Annotated in this window: 10 protein-coding genes; 8 read left to right on the forward strand and 2 right to left on the reverse strand. The window is 41.0% G+C overall.

Annotation, left to right across the window (positions count from 1 at the left end; translation table 11 throughout):
* The first annotated feature begins 1 nt into the window (after window position 1).
* The 4 genes from cysD to K7X70_RS06045 all read left to right on the forward strand — a co-directional run bounded on the left by cysD (window position 2) and on the right by K7X70_RS06045 (window position 5,242).
* The gene (cysD, locus tag K7X70_RS06030) at window positions 2–907 is read left to right on the forward strand and encodes a sulfate adenylyltransferase subunit CysD (RefSeq protein WP_222536203.1); all 906 of its coding nucleotides are present in this window, start codon (window positions 2–4) and stop codon (window positions 905–907) included.
* Complete coding sequence (locus tag K7X70_RS06035) at window positions 907–2,157, forward strand: sulfate adenylyltransferase subunit 1 (RefSeq protein WP_222536204.1); 1,251 nt, start codon at window positions 907–909, stop codon at window positions 2,155–2,157. Before cysD ends, K7X70_RS06035 begins: the two co-directional genes overlap by 1 nt.
* A gap of 395 nt (window positions 2,158–2,552) precedes the next feature.
* Complete coding sequence (locus K7X70_RS06040) at window positions 2,553–3,959, forward strand: glycogen synthase (RefSeq protein WP_222536205.1); 1,407 nt, start codon at window positions 2,553–2,555, stop codon at window positions 3,957–3,959.
* Between the two features lie 11 nt (window positions 3,960–3,970).
* Entirely contained in the window at window positions 3,971–5,242 is a 1,272-nt protein-coding gene (locus K7X70_RS06045) for a glucose-1-phosphate adenylyltransferase (RefSeq protein ID WP_222536206.1), read from the forward strand.
* A 90-nt stretch (window positions 5,243–5,332) separates the two neighbouring features.
* Here K7X70_RS06045 and K7X70_RS06050 read toward each other — a convergent pair whose 3' ends face one another.
* Together K7X70_RS06050 and K7X70_RS06055 are read right to left on the reverse strand one after the other, a co-directional pair.
* A complete protein-coding gene (locus tag K7X70_RS06050; RefSeq protein ID WP_255606942.1) occupies window positions 5,333–6,694 on the reverse strand; it encodes a sensor histidine kinase in 1,362 nt (453 codons plus the stop codon).
* On the reverse strand, window positions 6,691–8,061 hold the full coding sequence (locus K7X70_RS06055) for a sigma-54-dependent transcriptional regulator (protein ID WP_222536207.1): 1,371 nt from the start codon (window positions 8,059–8,061) through the stop codon (window positions 6,691–6,693). Before K7X70_RS06055 ends, K7X70_RS06050 begins: the two co-directional genes overlap by 4 nt.
* A 180-nt stretch (window positions 8,062–8,241) precedes the next feature.
* On the opposite strand from K7X70_RS06055, the gene K7X70_RS06060 reads away from it, so the two are divergent.
* The 4 genes from K7X70_RS06060 to K7X70_RS06075 all read left to right on the forward strand — a co-directional run bounded on the left by K7X70_RS06060 (window position 8,242) and on the right by K7X70_RS06075 (window position 15,125).
* Window positions 8,242–9,486 carry an efflux RND transporter periplasmic adaptor subunit gene (locus tag K7X70_RS06060; protein ID WP_222536208.1) on the forward strand — a complete coding sequence of 415 codons (1,245 nt, stop codon included), beginning with the start codon at window positions 8,242–8,244 and terminating at the stop codon, window positions 9,484–9,486.
* Between the two features lie 87 nt (window positions 9,487–9,573).
* Complete coding sequence (locus K7X70_RS06065) at window positions 9,574–10,272, forward strand: ABC transporter ATP-binding protein (protein ID WP_062547310.1); 699 nt, start codon at window positions 9,574–9,576, stop codon at window positions 10,270–10,272.
* Between the two features lie 119 nt (window positions 10,273–10,391).
* Window positions 10,392–12,743 carry an ABC transporter permease gene (locus K7X70_RS06070; protein WP_222536209.1) on the forward strand — a complete coding sequence of 784 codons (2,352 nt, stop codon included), beginning with the start codon at window positions 10,392–10,394 and terminating at the stop codon, window positions 12,741–12,743.
* An 18-nt stretch (window positions 12,744–12,761) separates the two neighbouring features.
* Window positions 12,762–15,125, forward strand: a complete 2,364-nt coding sequence (locus K7X70_RS06075) for an ABC transporter permease (RefSeq protein ID WP_222536210.1) — start codon at window positions 12,762–12,764, stop codon at window positions 15,123–15,125.
* Window positions 15,126–15,128 lie beyond the last annotated feature (3 nt).

A 15,128-nucleotide genomic window follows, 5' to 3' on the forward strand; every position in this document is an offset into this window, starting at 1 on the left:
AATGAGTAAGTATAATTTAGATTATTTAGACGAACTGGAAGCCGAAGCCATTCACATTTTACGTGAAGTGGCCGGGCAATTTGAAAAGCCAGCATTGCTATTCTCCGGAGGAAAAGACTCGATTACCCTGGTAAGACTTGCCGAAAAAGCATTCCGCCCAGGAAAATTTCCCTTCCCACTGGTACATATTGATACTGGACATAACTTCGAAGAAACCATTTCCTACCGTGATAAAATGGTGGAACGCCTGGGTGAAAAGCTCATCGTTGGTCATGTACAGGAGTCTATTGATCAAGGAAAAGTAGTAGAACAAACCGGAAAAAGTGCCAGCAGGAATTCTCTGCAAACGGTAACTTTACTGGACACGATTGCCAAACATGGTTTCGATGCCTGTATTGGTGGCGCACGCCGCGATGAAGAAAAAGCAAGGGCCAAAGAAAGGATTTTCTCTGTAAGGGATGAATTCGGACAATGGGATCCTAAGCGCCAGCGTCCGGAACTCTGGAACATCTATAATGGTAAAATCCATAAAGGAGAAAATGTACGCGTTTTCCCAATCAGCAACTGGACGGAACTGGATGTCTGGAACTATATCAAAAGAGAAAATATTGATCTTCCTTCTATCTATTTCGCACACCGCAGAGATGTGATCACCAGAAATGGTCAGCTGATGGCCGCTTCACCATTCCTGAATATGGACGCAGATGATATCGTAGAAAATAAAATGGTTCGTTTCCGTACCGTAGGTGATATGAGCTGTACCGCAGCCGTAGAATCGGAAGCCGATCAGATCGAAGACATCATCAGCGAAATCAGTGCATCAAAAATTAGTGAACGTGGCGCCCGCATGGACGATAAAGTATCAGAAGCTGCTATGGAAGACCGCAAAAAAGGAGGGTATTTTTAATGAATTTATTGAAATTTTTTACAGCAGGAAGTGTAGACGACGGAAAGAGTACACTTATCGGAAGACTGCTTTACGATACAGATTCTATTTTAGCGGATCAACTGGAAGCCTTACAGCAATCTAACCGCAAAAATGACGATGGTACCATTGACCTGGCCATTTTAACAGACGGTTTAAGAGCAGAAAGAGAACAAGGAATCACCATCGATGTGGCCTATAAATATTTCCAGACGGAGCAGCGTAAATTTATTATCGCCGATACCCCTGGTCATATTCAATATACCAGAAACATGGTTACCGGTGCTTCGACCGCTAAATTGGCCATTATCTTAATTGATGCCAGAAATGGGGTAGTAGAACAAACGATCAGACATTCTTACCTGGTTTCTTTATTGGGAATCGAGCATGTAGTGGTAGCCATCAACAAAATGGATATGGTGGATTATAGCGAAACGGTGTTCGATGCGATCACTGAAAAGTATAAAACACTGGCCGAAGAATTGAAACTCAAAGCCGTAACCTTCATCCCTGTTAGTGCGTTAAAAGGCGATAACATCGTTCATGAGTCACAAAATATGGTTTGGTACCAGGGACGCAGCCTGCTCCATTTCCTGGAAACAGTGGATGTTGAAGATAAACAAAGTTATAACCTGGCTAGAATGCCTGTGCAATGGGTAGTGAGGCCTCAAACGGATGCGCTTCATGATTACCGTGGTTATGCCGGCAGAGTATTAAGTGGTTCATTTAAACTGAATGATAAAGTAACCGTATTGCCATCAGGAAGTAGTTCTACCATCGATAGGATCGAAATATTTGACCTTAGACCGGAAGAAGTGCATGCCGGACAATCAGTTACGCTTCACCTGAAAGACAATATCGACATCAGCAGAGGCGATGTTTTAGTCAATGCAGCCCATTTACCGCAAAACTCGAAACTGATTGAAACAGATGTTTGCTGGATGGATAGTCGCCCGCTTGATGAAAGTATCACTTACCTGTTACAGCACAATAGCAAGGTCACAAAAGCGAAGATCAGCGAGATCATTTATAAAGTAGACATCAATACTTTAGAGAAACAGGATGCGGCGGACTTCAAATTGAATGATATTGGCAGGATTTTAATTAAAACAGCTGATGAGCTGGCTTTTGATCTTTATACAGATAATAAAGCGAATGGTGCAGCGATCCTGATCGACAGCAGAACGAATTTAACGGTTGCTGCGTTGATGTTTAGAGCGGTTGCAGATTAATTTTCTAAATTAAAAAAAGCATTACCAAGTTTAAAAAAGAAGCATTACTAAGAAAAGGTTGAAATCTTTTGCGCTGAAGGGCGCAAAACTTTCTATACCATTTCCTTAGAACGCTTCTTTTTTTTTATCAATCAAGTAAAGAATATTACTTGATTTTCCCTTCCCCGCTCTCCAGCTCCCAACTTTCTCTTCTCCCTTTTTCCCTCCACAACTATTCGGCGTTAATTTTGCTTTAAAAATTTATGCTGTGGAGAGACCTAGAAAATATTGCGCCCTTCAGCGCAAAACATTTCAGACTCGAATAGCTAAATTTTTAAAGTAAAATTATTTGCAGGAATAATTGCCATTTTACCTTGTATTACCTATTTTATGATACTTTTAATCCTTTGAGAATTATGGAGATTATCCACCTGAGTGCAGAATGTTACCCTATTGCTAAAGTAGGTGGTTTAGGCGATGTTGTTGGCGCTTTGCCAAAATACCAGAATAAGCTTGGCCATGTTGCTAAAGTGGTAATGCCCGCTTATCAGACCAAATTTATGCAGGAAAATGAGTTTGAAGTGGTGTATGATGGATGGGGGAAGTTGGGCTTTCATGATTTTCCGGTCAGAATATTTAGAGAACTGACCAATAAACTGGGTTTTGATTTATACCTGGTCCATATTTCCGGTTTAATGGACCGACCAAATGTTTACGGCTATGACGACGATACAGAACGTTTTTTAGCTTTTCAGATTGCCGTATTGGACTGGATTGCGCAGTGGGAACATAAGCCAGATGTGATCCATTGTCATGACCACCATACGGGATTAGTCCCTTTTATGATGGCGTATGGACATCAGTTTAAAAAGTTAAGTCAGGTGGCTTCGGTATTGACCATTCATAATGCGCAGTATCAGGGGCAGTTTGGTTGGGATAAATTACACTATTTACCACCATTTGATTTATGGAAATCTGGACAGCTGGACTGGAAAGGATCGATAAATCCATTGGCTGCGGCAATTAAATGTGCCTGGAGAGTCACTACGGTGTCGCTAAGTTATTTGGAAGAAATTAGTTTTAAAGCCAATGGTCTGGAGGATTTACTCGCGCAGGAGCGCTCCAAATCTGTGGGCATTTTAAATGGGATTGACAATGAGGTATGGGATCCGCAAAACGACCCAATGCTGGAAAAGAAATATGCGATTCGTACTTTAGATAGTGGAAAAAAAGCTAATAAAGCGGCGCTATGTAAGGTGTTTAACCTGGATCCTGAAAAGCCATTATTTACTTTTATCGGACGATTGGTAGGAGAGAAGGGGGCAGATTTATTGCCTGAGATTTTTTATAATGCCTTGTTAAAAGGAAATGGCGCGATTAATGTATTGGTTTTAGGATCTGGAGATCCTCAGGTAGAAGGTAGATTGATGCAGTTGAAAGAGGCCTTTCCAGGAAATTATAATGCGTATATTGGCTACAACGAACAGTTGTCGCACCAGATTTATGCCGGGGCCGACTTCCTGCTGATGCCAAGCAGAGTGGAGCCATGTGGATTGAATCAGATGTATGCCCTGCGTTATGGAACCGTTCCTATTGTTCGTAGGATCGGAGGATTAAAAGATACGGTGATAGATATTGGAGATGGCGGTTTTGGTATTTGTCATGACCAGACTAGTGTTTGGGATGTAGGGCACGCGATAGGTAGGGCTTATGAACTATATCAGGACCAGCAGAAGCTAAAGGAAATCCGTAAGTATATGATGCGATTAGACCACTCATGGGATAGAGCGGCTCAAGAATATATTGATTTGTACCAAATGTAAACTGAATATTTATGACTGATAAAGTATTAGGCGTCATCCTGGGCGGTGGCCAGGGATCTAGGCTTTCCCCACTAACACAAACGCGATCCAAGCCTGCTGTTCCTATTGCTGGAAAATACAGATTGGTCGATATTCCTATTTCTAACTGCTTAAATTCAGGCATACATCGCATGTTTGTCCTGACGCAGTTTAATTCCGCTTCGCTGAATAAGCACATTAAGAATACTTACCATTTCAGCCATTTCAGTGCTGCTTTTGTAGATATTCTGGCAGCTGAGCAGACTCCAGACAATCCAACCTGGTTTCAGGGAACTGCAGATGCCGTTAGACAGGTGATGCACCATTTGCTGAACCATGAGTTTGAGTACGTACTCATCTTATCTGGTGATCAGCTGTACCAGATGGATTTCAATGAAATGGTCAATGCACATATTGAGAGTGGTGTACACCTGACGCTGGCAACTATTCCGGTAACAGCAAAAGATGCCACTGATTTTGGGATTCTGAAAACCAATTCCGATAATATTATTACCTCATTTATTGAGAAACCAGCCGCAGAATTATTGAAGGACTGGACTTCTGATACTGGAGATGAGATGCGTGCAGAAGGACGTGAACACCTGGCTTCAATGGGTATTTACATCTTCAGCAGAGAATTGCTGATCAAGATCTTTGCGGAAAATGCAGAAGAAAAAGATTTTGGAAAAGAGATTATCCCAAGGTTATTACAGTCGAACCGTGTGTTGAGCTATCAATATGAAGGATATTGGACCGATATCGGTAACATTTCTTCCTTCTTTGAAGCTAACTTAGGGCTAACAGATGACCTGCCTAAGTTCAATCTTTTTGATAGTAAGCATAGTATTTTTACCCGTGCACGTATGCTGCCGCCTTCTAAAATATTAGGTACTACACTGGATAAAACCATTATTGCCGAAGGCTGTATTTTACATGCGAAATGTATCAAGCATTCGGTGATTGGTATCCGAGCAAGAATTGGTAAAGGAACCACGATAGATAGCTGTTACATTATGGGCAGTGATAAATATCAGACATTGGACGATTTGGAGATCGATCTGGAAAATAAAAAACCATGGATCGGGATCGGCGACAATTGTACCATTACCAATGCCATTCTGGATAAAAATTGCAGGATAGGGAATGACGTGCAGATTAATGGAGGAGCACAGCTTCCTGATAGCGACCACCCTTTGTATACGGTAAAAGATGGTATTGTAGTCGTTAAAAAAGGCGCAATTATTCCTGATGGAACTGTGATTTAAAATTGCAGGGCTAAATAAATAGAATTTTTATGAAAAGCAGTTGTAGGTGTTAAGCCACGCAACTGCTTTTTTTATGGATACCCGGAAATTTTATTGATACCTGAAAATCAGAGAGAATACCGTTTTTTCATAAGGGATGGAGTTTACTTCCAAATTCCCATGGTGCATTTTCATAATATTTCTGGTGATGGTAAGCCCGATTCCTGAACCATTTTTTCTGGTGGTAAAGAAGGGTACAAAGATCTTTTCAATCAATTCTGTATCAATACCTTTTCCATTGTCGATCACCTCCAGATAAAGTTTATTCTGATCCATCCGGTAATTGATTTCTATAACCGGATGTTCTACTCCTTCCAAAGCATAAATACTATTCGTCACCAGGTTGATCAAAGCCTGTTCCACCAGTTTCAAATCAATTTGAATGGTGATCTTGGAGGAGGTTTGTTCCACTTTAAGAATGATGTTTCTGCCGCTGGCAAAAGGTTGCATCAATACTTTAATGTGCTGCAGGATTTCTCCTATAGTATGGTATTCCAGATCAGGAGTTGGCAATTCTGCAATTAAACGGTAATCTTTTACGAAGTCCAGCAGCCCCTCAGACCTTCTTTTGATGGTTTTTATGGCTGGTTTTAAATCTTCCAGGTCTTCCTGGTTTAAGGATTGTTTATCCGCAATCATGCTGTTTACGGTGTCGGATAATGAGCTGATTGGTGTGATGGAATTTAGGATTTCGTGGGAGATTACGCCAATTAAGCGGTTCCAGGCCTCGGATTCCTTTTGCTCTATCTCATCTTTAATGTTTTGGAAGGAAATGATGGTATAATCGGTCAGATACAGGTTTAAAGGGATCACTTCTGTAGAGAGCTGGATTTGTTTATCCTGGATTTTAAGTTCCATAAAGCGTTTTCCCCCTTTGCCAATGTCTTCTATTTCTTTGGCAAATGCAGGACTATGCTGTGCCAGTCGGTGCCAATATTTATAGGCTGGTATCCCTAATAAACTGGTGGCTGCCTGATTGAAAAATACGATTTCTGCTTGTTTGGCATCCTGTTCATTGTCTTTCACCACGATGACCCCTACAGGCACTTGTTCCAATATGGTTTTGATCAATTGAAACATGGAATCTTTTTCCAGCTGCATGTCTTTTTGTGTCTGTATGATGTCGTTAAAAGACTCATACAGCTCTGGAAAACTTCCACTGGTTGCTTTATTCCTGAAGTTTAAAGTGCTGTCGCGGGTTTTTACTGCCAGGATGAAGCGTTTGATGTCGTCTCTGATCTGATTTATATAGTAATATAAATTTGTTAATGCGGCGATCAAAAGGATGCTCAATCCGGAAATGGTAAACCAGAGTTCTGTTCTTTTGATCAAATGATACAACAGGATCCCCAGCACATTGATTAAAACTAATCTGCAGAGGAGCTGGAAAGTGAATCGGTTATAGAACATCATAGGTCAAACTTTTCTATGCGCCGGTAGAGTGCAGCACGGGTGAGGCCCAGTTCCAATGCGGCTCTGGAGATGTTTCCTTTATGTTTATCGATTGCTTTCTGCACCATCAGCTTTTCCATTTCTTCCAGTCCCATTTCCGGCTGGATGACGGTACTGCCTCCAAATTTCTGCGGACTCAGCTGCAGGTCATGTGCAGAGATCTCCATGCCATCGGCCATAATTACGGCACGCTCAATGACGTGCTGCAATTCGCGCACATTCCCCGGCCAGTGATAACCCAATAGCAGCGTTTCCGCCTTTGGCTCAAATTTGTACAGGTTTTTATGGTATTTGGTGCTGAAGCTATGCAGAAAGTGGTTGGCCAGCAGGGTAATGTCTGCTCCACGCTGCGCTAATCCCGGTAATAAAAGTTCTACAGTATTGATACGGAATAGTAAATCCTGTCGGAAAGTCCCTTTTGCAACCATATCATTTAAAGGCATGTTAGTGGCGGTGATCAGCCTCACATTTACCTTTCTTTCTTTACTTTCGCCCAATCTGGTGACCGTTCTATTTTGCAGTACGCTCAATAATTTAGCTTGCAGCGGCTGAGATAAATTGCCGATCTCATCCAGAAATATCGTTCCGCCCTCGGCAAGTTCGAACCTGCCGGGTTTATCTTCTTTTGCATCCGTAAAAGCACCTTTAGCATAGCCAAAGAGTTCACTTTCGAAAAGGTTCTCATTGAGGGAGCCTAAATCCACATGCATGAAAATGGCGTTTTTCCTGAGAGAATGCTTGTGTAATTCATAAGCGAATACCTGTTTTCCTGTTCCGTTTTCGCCCAATATCAATACATTGGCATCGGTGGGGGCCACTTTTATCAATGTGTTCTGTAAGTGTTTGATCGGTTCGGAGTTTCCAACAATATGATCAAATTGTCTGGCCTGATCCTTTTGCAGCGAAGAATGGATCTTTTCCAGTTTCTTCACCTTTTTATTGGATTGCCTTAATCGGGAGGCAGAAGATAGGGTGGCAAACAGTTTTTCATTTTCCCAGGGTTTCAGGATAAAGTCTGTTGCGCCTTTTTTGATTGCCTGAACAGCAAGTTCTACGTTTCCATAGGCAGTCATCAGAATCACGACATAGTCTTTATCAATTGATAAAATGTGCTCCAGCCAGTACAATCCTTCGCGGCCATCACTAGCCCCTTTCTGATAGTTCATGTCGAGCAAAATGAGGTCTACGTCATTGTGACTCAATAATACATTGATCTCTTTAGGTGATTTACAGGTGATCACCTGACTGAAGTGCTGCTTCAGGAATAAGCGTGCACTTAACAGGATGTCATCGTCATCATCAATTACTAAAACATTTGCAGCTATCATTATGGTATGAATTTAAAATCAAAAATAAAAGAAACTGTTCGATGCTGTACAGCTACTGTCCGATTATGAACGGTTTTTGATGTGGTGTTGAATTAAGTCATTGATATATAGCGATATAATTGTGTTTATTCGGATTGGCACAGCCTTAGCTTATGGCTCAGCAATAAGCGTAAGATAAAAATGGATAAGATTATACAGAAGAAACGGTTCAATAAGAAAACGATATTAACTATTGCAGGTGTGGTTGTTTTAGTGGGGCTGGTGGCCTATGGGTATAGCTTATCCTTGAATAAGGTGTACAAAGCAGATGCAGAAAAATTAACCATCAACCAGGTCTCTTTTGGTGATTTTGAAGATGTCGTATTATTAAATGCCAGTGTTGTGCCCTTAACTTCTGTGATTGTAAGTTCGCCGGAAGGTGGAACGGTGGCGGAGATTTTTACAGAGAACGGAGCATCCGTAGTAAAAGGAACACCTTTATTGAGAATCACCAATCCAAATGCTTTATCTAGTTATACTTCCAGCGAAACCAGCATTACTGAGCAGATCAACCAATTGAGAAAACTAAGATTGGACCTGGAGCAAAACCAAAGGGTAATGGGTCAGGATATGATGGATATTGAAAACAGTTTGAGAACTGCAACCCGTAAATATAAAATTGACAGTGCTTTGTTCAAGAAAAATGTGATCACCAGGGAGGAATTCAATACTTCCAGTCAGGATTACGAATACTATCAAGGCAGAAGAGGGATTTTAAGACAAGCAATCAAACAGGAAAATGAAGGTAGGGTTATGCAATTGAAACAAATTGACATTTCTATCGGAAGAATGAATGAAAGCCTGGAAACCATCCGACAAAATATAGAAAACATGACAATTAAGGCGCCTGTAGCCGGTCGTCTCTCCTCTTACGATCCGGTTATAGGTAAGTCTTATGCTCCCAATGAGATGCTGGGCAAGATTGATGTCATGCAAGGTTATAAACTACAGGCCAGTGTAGATGAATATTATGTGAACAGAGTGAAAGAAGGGCAAACTGCCAGTGTGGAGTTTAATGGGAGTACTTATAAGTTAGTGGTGAGGAAAGTAATTCCTGAGGTAACTGCCGGACAGTTTCAGGTGGAGCTTGTGTTTGAAGGCAAAGCACCGGAAGACCTGAGAAGAGGTTTGTCTATGCAGGTGAAACTGACCTTATCTGACAATAGTAAATCATTGCTGATTGCTCAGGGACAGTTTTTCCAAAGCACTGGAGGGACCTGGGTATTTGTCTTGAAAGATGGTAAAGCCACCAAGAGAAATGTGAAGATTGGCCGTAAAAACCATAAATATTATGAAGTATTGGAAGGGCTGCAAAAAGGAGAGGATGTGATTACTTCATCTTACGATCAGTTTAATCAATATGATATTATAGAAGTGAGTAAATAAGATAAATTTAGGTTAGTTAGCCCGTGGTTATGCGTTGACCCGGGCGCTCATCTACTAAAAAGAAACCCTGAAAGAAAAAATATAGCCATGATAAAAATTGAAAACCTGGAGAAAGTTTACAAAACAGAAGAAATTGAAACTACCGCTTTGAATGGAATTAACCTTCATGTTAAAGAAGGAGAATTTGTCTCTATTATGGGGCCATCCGGATGTGGTAAATCTACCCTTTTAAATGTGATGGGTTTACTCGATAAACCAGAAAGCGGCAGCTATAAATTTATAGATACGGAACTGCTGAAACTGAACGATAAAGAACGTTCTAATTTCAGAAAACGCAACATGGGATTTGTATTTCAGAATTTCAACCTGATTGATGAACTGACCGTTTTTGAAAACATTGAACTGCCTTTGATTTACAATAAAGTAGCTGCTCCGGAGCGCAAGCGCCTGGTGAATGAAATCATCGAGAGGATGAATATCGTGAATAGGAGCGGGCACTTTCCTCAGCAGCTTTCCGGTGGACAGCAGCAGCGTGTGGCCGTAGCCAGAGCGCTGGTGACTAAACCTAAATTAGTACTTGCCGATGAGCCAACCGGTAACCTGGATAGTTCTCATGGTAATGAAGTAATGGAGTTGCTGTGTGAACTTAACGAAACAGGAACCACTATCGTTATGGTGACCCACTCTTCTCATGATGCCAGTTTCTCCAACCGCATCATCAACTTAAAAGATGGTCATGTGATCTCAGAGAAAATTAATAAGACCCGTACCGAAGAATTAATTTAAAATACCAAATCCTGATGTTCCGACTCAACTTCAAAATCGCCATGCGCAACCTTTTAAAACAGCCAGGAAAAATCCGGTTGATGCGCTTAAATACGAATAATTAAAGCAGAGATATTAATATGTTCAGACTTAACCTTAAAATCGCATTGCGTAACCTTTGGAAAACCAAGGGGTATACCTTGTTGAACATCTTCGGGCTATCCATTGGTCTGGCGGGATTTATCATCATCCTTCTATACGCAAATCTGGAAAAAAGTTATGATACCTGGAATCCGGAGGCGAAGAATGTATACCGTCTTTCTATTAAAGGCGGACCGGATCAGGATGAATACGCTTCAAGCCCTGCAGAGTTAGCACCAGCGCTAAAGGAAGTGACTCCAGAAATTGAGGATTATGGGCGCTATTATGTTTGGGATACTCGTCAACGCTTGTTGAGTTCAGGTCCAACAGAAATGTATGTAGACCATATTCTTGGTGTAGACAGCAACTGGTTTAATCTTTTTCCTTATAAATTCATTTATGGGGATGCGAAATCATCCATCCAATCAAAAGATCAGATTGTACTGAGTCAGCCGGTAAGTGAGCGGTTTTTCGGAAAAACTAATCCTGTAGGACAGTCTTTATTGATCAATACCAATGAGCGTTATACAGTAAGCGGTGTTTATGAATTGCCAAATACGCCTGAACATCTCGAAGTGGAAGGTTTTATAAAGAAAAGTTCTGCGGGAGATGGCTGGAATAATGGCAACTTTTATACTTATCTAAAAGTAAAACCAGGAACAGACCCAGTGGAATTTGGCAAAAAGCTCAATGCTGCATTTCAAAAATTACCGCTGGTGAAAAAAGAGGCGAGTATGCAGAAAACCCAGCTGATCGCTATACCGGTAACTGATGTTTACCTGCATTCTACCAGCATGATGGATCCTTCTAAAAGAGGAAATCCTTCCATGGTGACTCTTTTGGTGTTATTTTCTTCTTTATTACTCATTATTGCCTGTATCAATTTTACCAATTTATCAATTGCACAGTCTGTAAAAAGAGCAAAAGAAACCGGTATCCGAAAAGTGCTGGGGGCTGCAAAACGTAACCTGATCACCTATTTTCTAACAGAAACAACGATTCAGTGTTTGGTAGCGCTGCTGCTGGCCTTAGTGTTTGCGGAAGTAGCGCTACCTATCATGAACCGGTTGATGGATCTGAATTTGTCTTTATTAACTTATAATAATCCTTTGCAGCTGGGTCTTCAATTAGGATCAGTGATGTTATTGGTGATTGTCCTTTCTGGAGGATATGCCGCCTTCTTCCTATCCAGCTATGAGCCAGTAAAAGTATTGAAAGGAAATTTTTCCAGAGGGAATGGAAGTCTTTGGGTGCGTAAAGGATTGATCTCTGTCCAGTTTATAGTGGCCATTGTATTTATTGTGTCTTTAATGATGATCAAGCAGCAGGTCAATTATATTAAAAATCAGGATGTTGGTTTTAAAAAAGACCATGTATTAATATTTAAAATCAGAAAAGGGGATACCAGAAGTAATTTTCAGCAGGTAAAAGATCGCTTATTGAAAATTGATGGGGTAACTGGGGTAAGCAGGGTAAATTATTATCCGGGCGTTAAAGCAATGCAGGTGATCGGTCGTGAGTTCAACGGTCAGTATGTAGATAACCTAAGTGTGGTGACTACTGATTTTGATTATTTTGACGTTATGGGAATGCCTGCGATATCAGGAAGATTGATTTCCAGCAAATTTAAGACAGATAGTACCGCTGTGATGGTCAATGAAGCTGCGGTTAAGAAATATGCATTGAAGGACCTCATCGGAAAAAAATGGATCAATGATCAGGTTATTGTGGGGGTGGTAAAAGATCATGTTCAGAAAGGGATGGAGTTTGCTGCTGAACCTACGGTTTTTATGGTAGAGACCAAAAACTCAAACTCAGCTGATCAGGTGGTGGTAAAGGTGAATGGACAGCATACACAAGAAACGATCACCGGGATTAAGAACATTTGGCAATCTGTGGAACCTTTTCCATTTCAATATACCTGGCTGGATCAGAGTTTTGCCAATGTGTATGTGCAGTATGTAAGGTTAGATAAGATCTTCAATATTTTCACGTATGTAACGCTCGCACTTGCCATACTCGGTTTATTTGCATTGGCTTCCTTTACTGTGCAGGAACGTACCAAAGAAATTGGCGTAAGAAAAGTGCTGGGCGCGGAAACCCGTGATATCCTGAAAATGATCAATAGCACTTTCCTGATCCTGGTATTGATCGCCAATCTAATCGCCATTCCGATCGCTTATATTTTAGCGAGTACCTGGTTGTCTGGATTTGCCTATCGCAGCACCATCACCATCTGGCCATTCCTTGTCGCAGCGTTCGTTTCGGTATTGGTGACGGTATTAACGGTTAGCCTGCAGACGTATAAAACCGCCAATGCGAAACCGGTAGATGCACTTAAATACGAATAACCGATTAACCTAAAAGATATGTTTAGACTGAACCTAAAAATCGCCCTGCGTAACCTTTGGAAAAACAAAGGTTATACCCTCATTAATGTAGGTGGACTGGCTATTGGCTTGGCGAGCTGTATGCTTTTGTTATTATATGTAGCCTACGAATGGAGTTACGATAAACATAGCTCTGGTTACGACCGTACTTATGTGGTATATAGTAATCAGAAGAATGCAAACGGTATCGTGAGTTATGCCTGGACACCTGGTGTTATGGCGCAGACTTTGAAAGAAACAGTGCCAGAGGTGGCTTATGCCTCTCATTCCACTTATCCTAATGAGTTCTTAATTAGTAACCTGGATAAATCCTATAAGAAGAAGGGGGTGTTTGCTGATCCTGCTTTTCTTAAAATTTTCGATTATAAATTTATTAAAGGAAATAAAGATCAGGCTTTGAACGCCCCTAATGGGATCATTCTCACTGAAAGACTGGCTAAAATTTTATTTGGAGCGGAAGAGCCCTTAAATAAAACGCTGAAGTTTGCCGGTGAAGAATTGCTTACCGTGGAGGGGGTGATCGAAGATGTGCCCGTAACCAGCAGCATTCAGTTTGACTATCTGCTTTCCTGGCAGTTTTATGAGAAATTAAATCCATGGAGTAAAAGGGCTGGCTGGGGAAGTAATTTCTGTTTAACCCTGCTGCAATTAAGGGATAATAGTTCCTTTGAAAAGGTAAGCAAGGAAATCTATGGTGTCTATGGCAGAAACGAAAAAGACAATGACAATGCTACGATTATCCATCCTATTGCTAAATGGCATTTATACGATCATTTTGAACAGGGAAAATCTGTTGGAGGTAAAATTGATATGCTGAGGATTTTCTTTATCCTTGCTTTTTGTATTCTACTGATTGCCTGCATCAATTTCATGAATCTTTCTACGGCTAGGTCTGAAAAGAGAGCAAAAGAAGTAGGGGTGAGAAAGGCCATTGGTGCAGCAAGGAAATCATTAGTTGGTCAGTTTATTCTGGAATCTATGTTGCTGGCCTTTCTGGGAATGATCGTTGCCTTTATACTCATAGAAATTAGCCTTCCTTATTTTAATAATTTGCTGCATGTGACCTTAACAATCAATTATTCCGATTGGAAGTTTTGGTCGGTGTTATTTGCATTGACACTTTTTACCGGTTTTATTGCCGGTAGTTACCCCGCTTTTTATCTGTCTTCTTTTGAGCCCGTAAAGGTATTAAAGGGATTCAGCAGAAGTGGTGGCACTTCTTTATCGATCAGGAAAGTATTGGTGGTCTTTCAATTTGTATTCGCTTCCTGCCTGATGATTTGTACTGCGGTGATTTATCAGCAACTGATGTTTATCAAGGACAAACCAATCGGGTATGATAGAAATGGTTTGATTGAAATTCCCATAGAAGGAGTGTTAAAAGATGCCTCAAAAGCGACGTTATTTCGTGACAGGCTGCTAAAAAGCGGCGTTGTTAGTCATGTGAGTACTTTTAGCCGGAGTTTAACTCAAGGAGGAAATAATACAACTTCTATCGCCTGGTCCGGTAAAAATCCAAACGAAAATATCCTGTTTAACTTTAGGTTTGCCTATGATGATTTTGCAGCTACACTGGGAGGAAGTATGCTGGAAGGAAGAGATTTTTTACCCCGTTTTCAGGATTCCACCAGCGTGGTCATCAATGAAGCTGCGGTTAAAGTAATAGGACTTTCAAAACCTGTGGGCTCGGTCATTACCTGGAATGGAGACAACTATACTGTAGTAGGGGTGATGAAAGATTTTGTCATGGAATCTCCTTATCAAAGCACTACGCCTATGGTGATCCTGAAAGGTATTGAAACAGAAGGAGTGATGGCAATGCGCTTGAATCCTGAACAAAACCTCAGTAATGGTATAGCAACTGTGGAAACTATGATGAAAGAAGTCAATCCTGATTTTCCAGCCTCTATTACCTTTGTGGGAGACAGTTTTGAGGCGAAGTTCAATGACGAAAAATTAATGGGTATACTGGCCAATTGGTTTGGTGGTTTTGCCGTGTTTATTTCTTGTTTAGGACTGCTCGGACTCACCCTGTTTATGGCTGAACAGCGTAAAAAGGAAATCAGCATCCGCAAAGTGTTAGGTGCAAATACCTTCCATATCCTTACTTTATTAAATAAAGATTTTATTAAACTGGTGGTGATTGCTAATCTAATCGCCTTTCCTATAGCCTACATTGTCATTAGTAAATGGCTTTCTAAATATGAATTCCGGGTGGACATCTCCATGATCCCTTTCGCAATTGCCCTTGCCTTATCCTTGATTATTGCCGGGTTTACAGTGAGCATGCAATCTGTGAAAGTAGTGAAAGCAAACCCCGTTGACGCACTTAAATACGAATAGATT

The organism is Pedobacter polysacchareus, assembly GCF_019802255.1.
Classification (GTDB): domain Bacteria; phylum Bacteroidota; class Bacteroidia; order Sphingobacteriales; family Sphingobacteriaceae; genus Pedobacter; species Pedobacter polysacchareus.

Coding starts and splice junctions, on each gene's coding strand:
- K7X70_RS06065 (WP_062547310.1), top strand. CDS start 9,574: ATGATAAAAATTGAAAACCTGGAGAAAGTTTACAAAACAGAAGAAATT.
- K7X70_RS06050 (WP_255606942.1), bottom strand. CDS start 6,694: ATGATGTTCTATAACCGATTCACTTTCCAGCTCCTCTGCAGATTAGTT.
- K7X70_RS06040 (WP_222536205.1), top strand. CDS start 2,553: ATGGAGATTATCCACCTGAGTGCAGAATGTTACCCTATTGCTAAAGTA.
- K7X70_RS06070 (WP_222536209.1), top strand. CDS start 10,392: ATGTTCAGACTTAACCTTAAAATCGCATTGCGTAACCTTTGGAAAACC.
- K7X70_RS06075 (WP_222536210.1), top strand. CDS start 12,762: ATGTTTAGACTGAACCTAAAAATCGCCCTGCGTAACCTTTGGAAAAAC.
- cysD (WP_222536203.1), top strand. CDS start 2: ATGAGTAAGTATAATTTAGATTATTTAGACGAACTGGAAGCCGAAGCC.
- K7X70_RS06060 (WP_222536208.1), top strand. CDS start 8,242: ATGGATAAGATTATACAGAAGAAACGGTTCAATAAGAAAACGATATTA.
- K7X70_RS06055 (WP_222536207.1), bottom strand. CDS start 8,061: ATGATAGCTGCAAATGTTTTAGTAATTGATGATGACGATGACATCCTG.
- K7X70_RS06045 (WP_222536206.1), top strand. CDS start 3,971: ATGACTGATAAAGTATTAGGCGTCATCCTGGGCGGTGGCCAGGGATCT.
- K7X70_RS06035 (WP_222536204.1), top strand. CDS start 907: ATGAATTTATTGAAATTTTTTACAGCAGGAAGTGTAGACGACGGAAAG.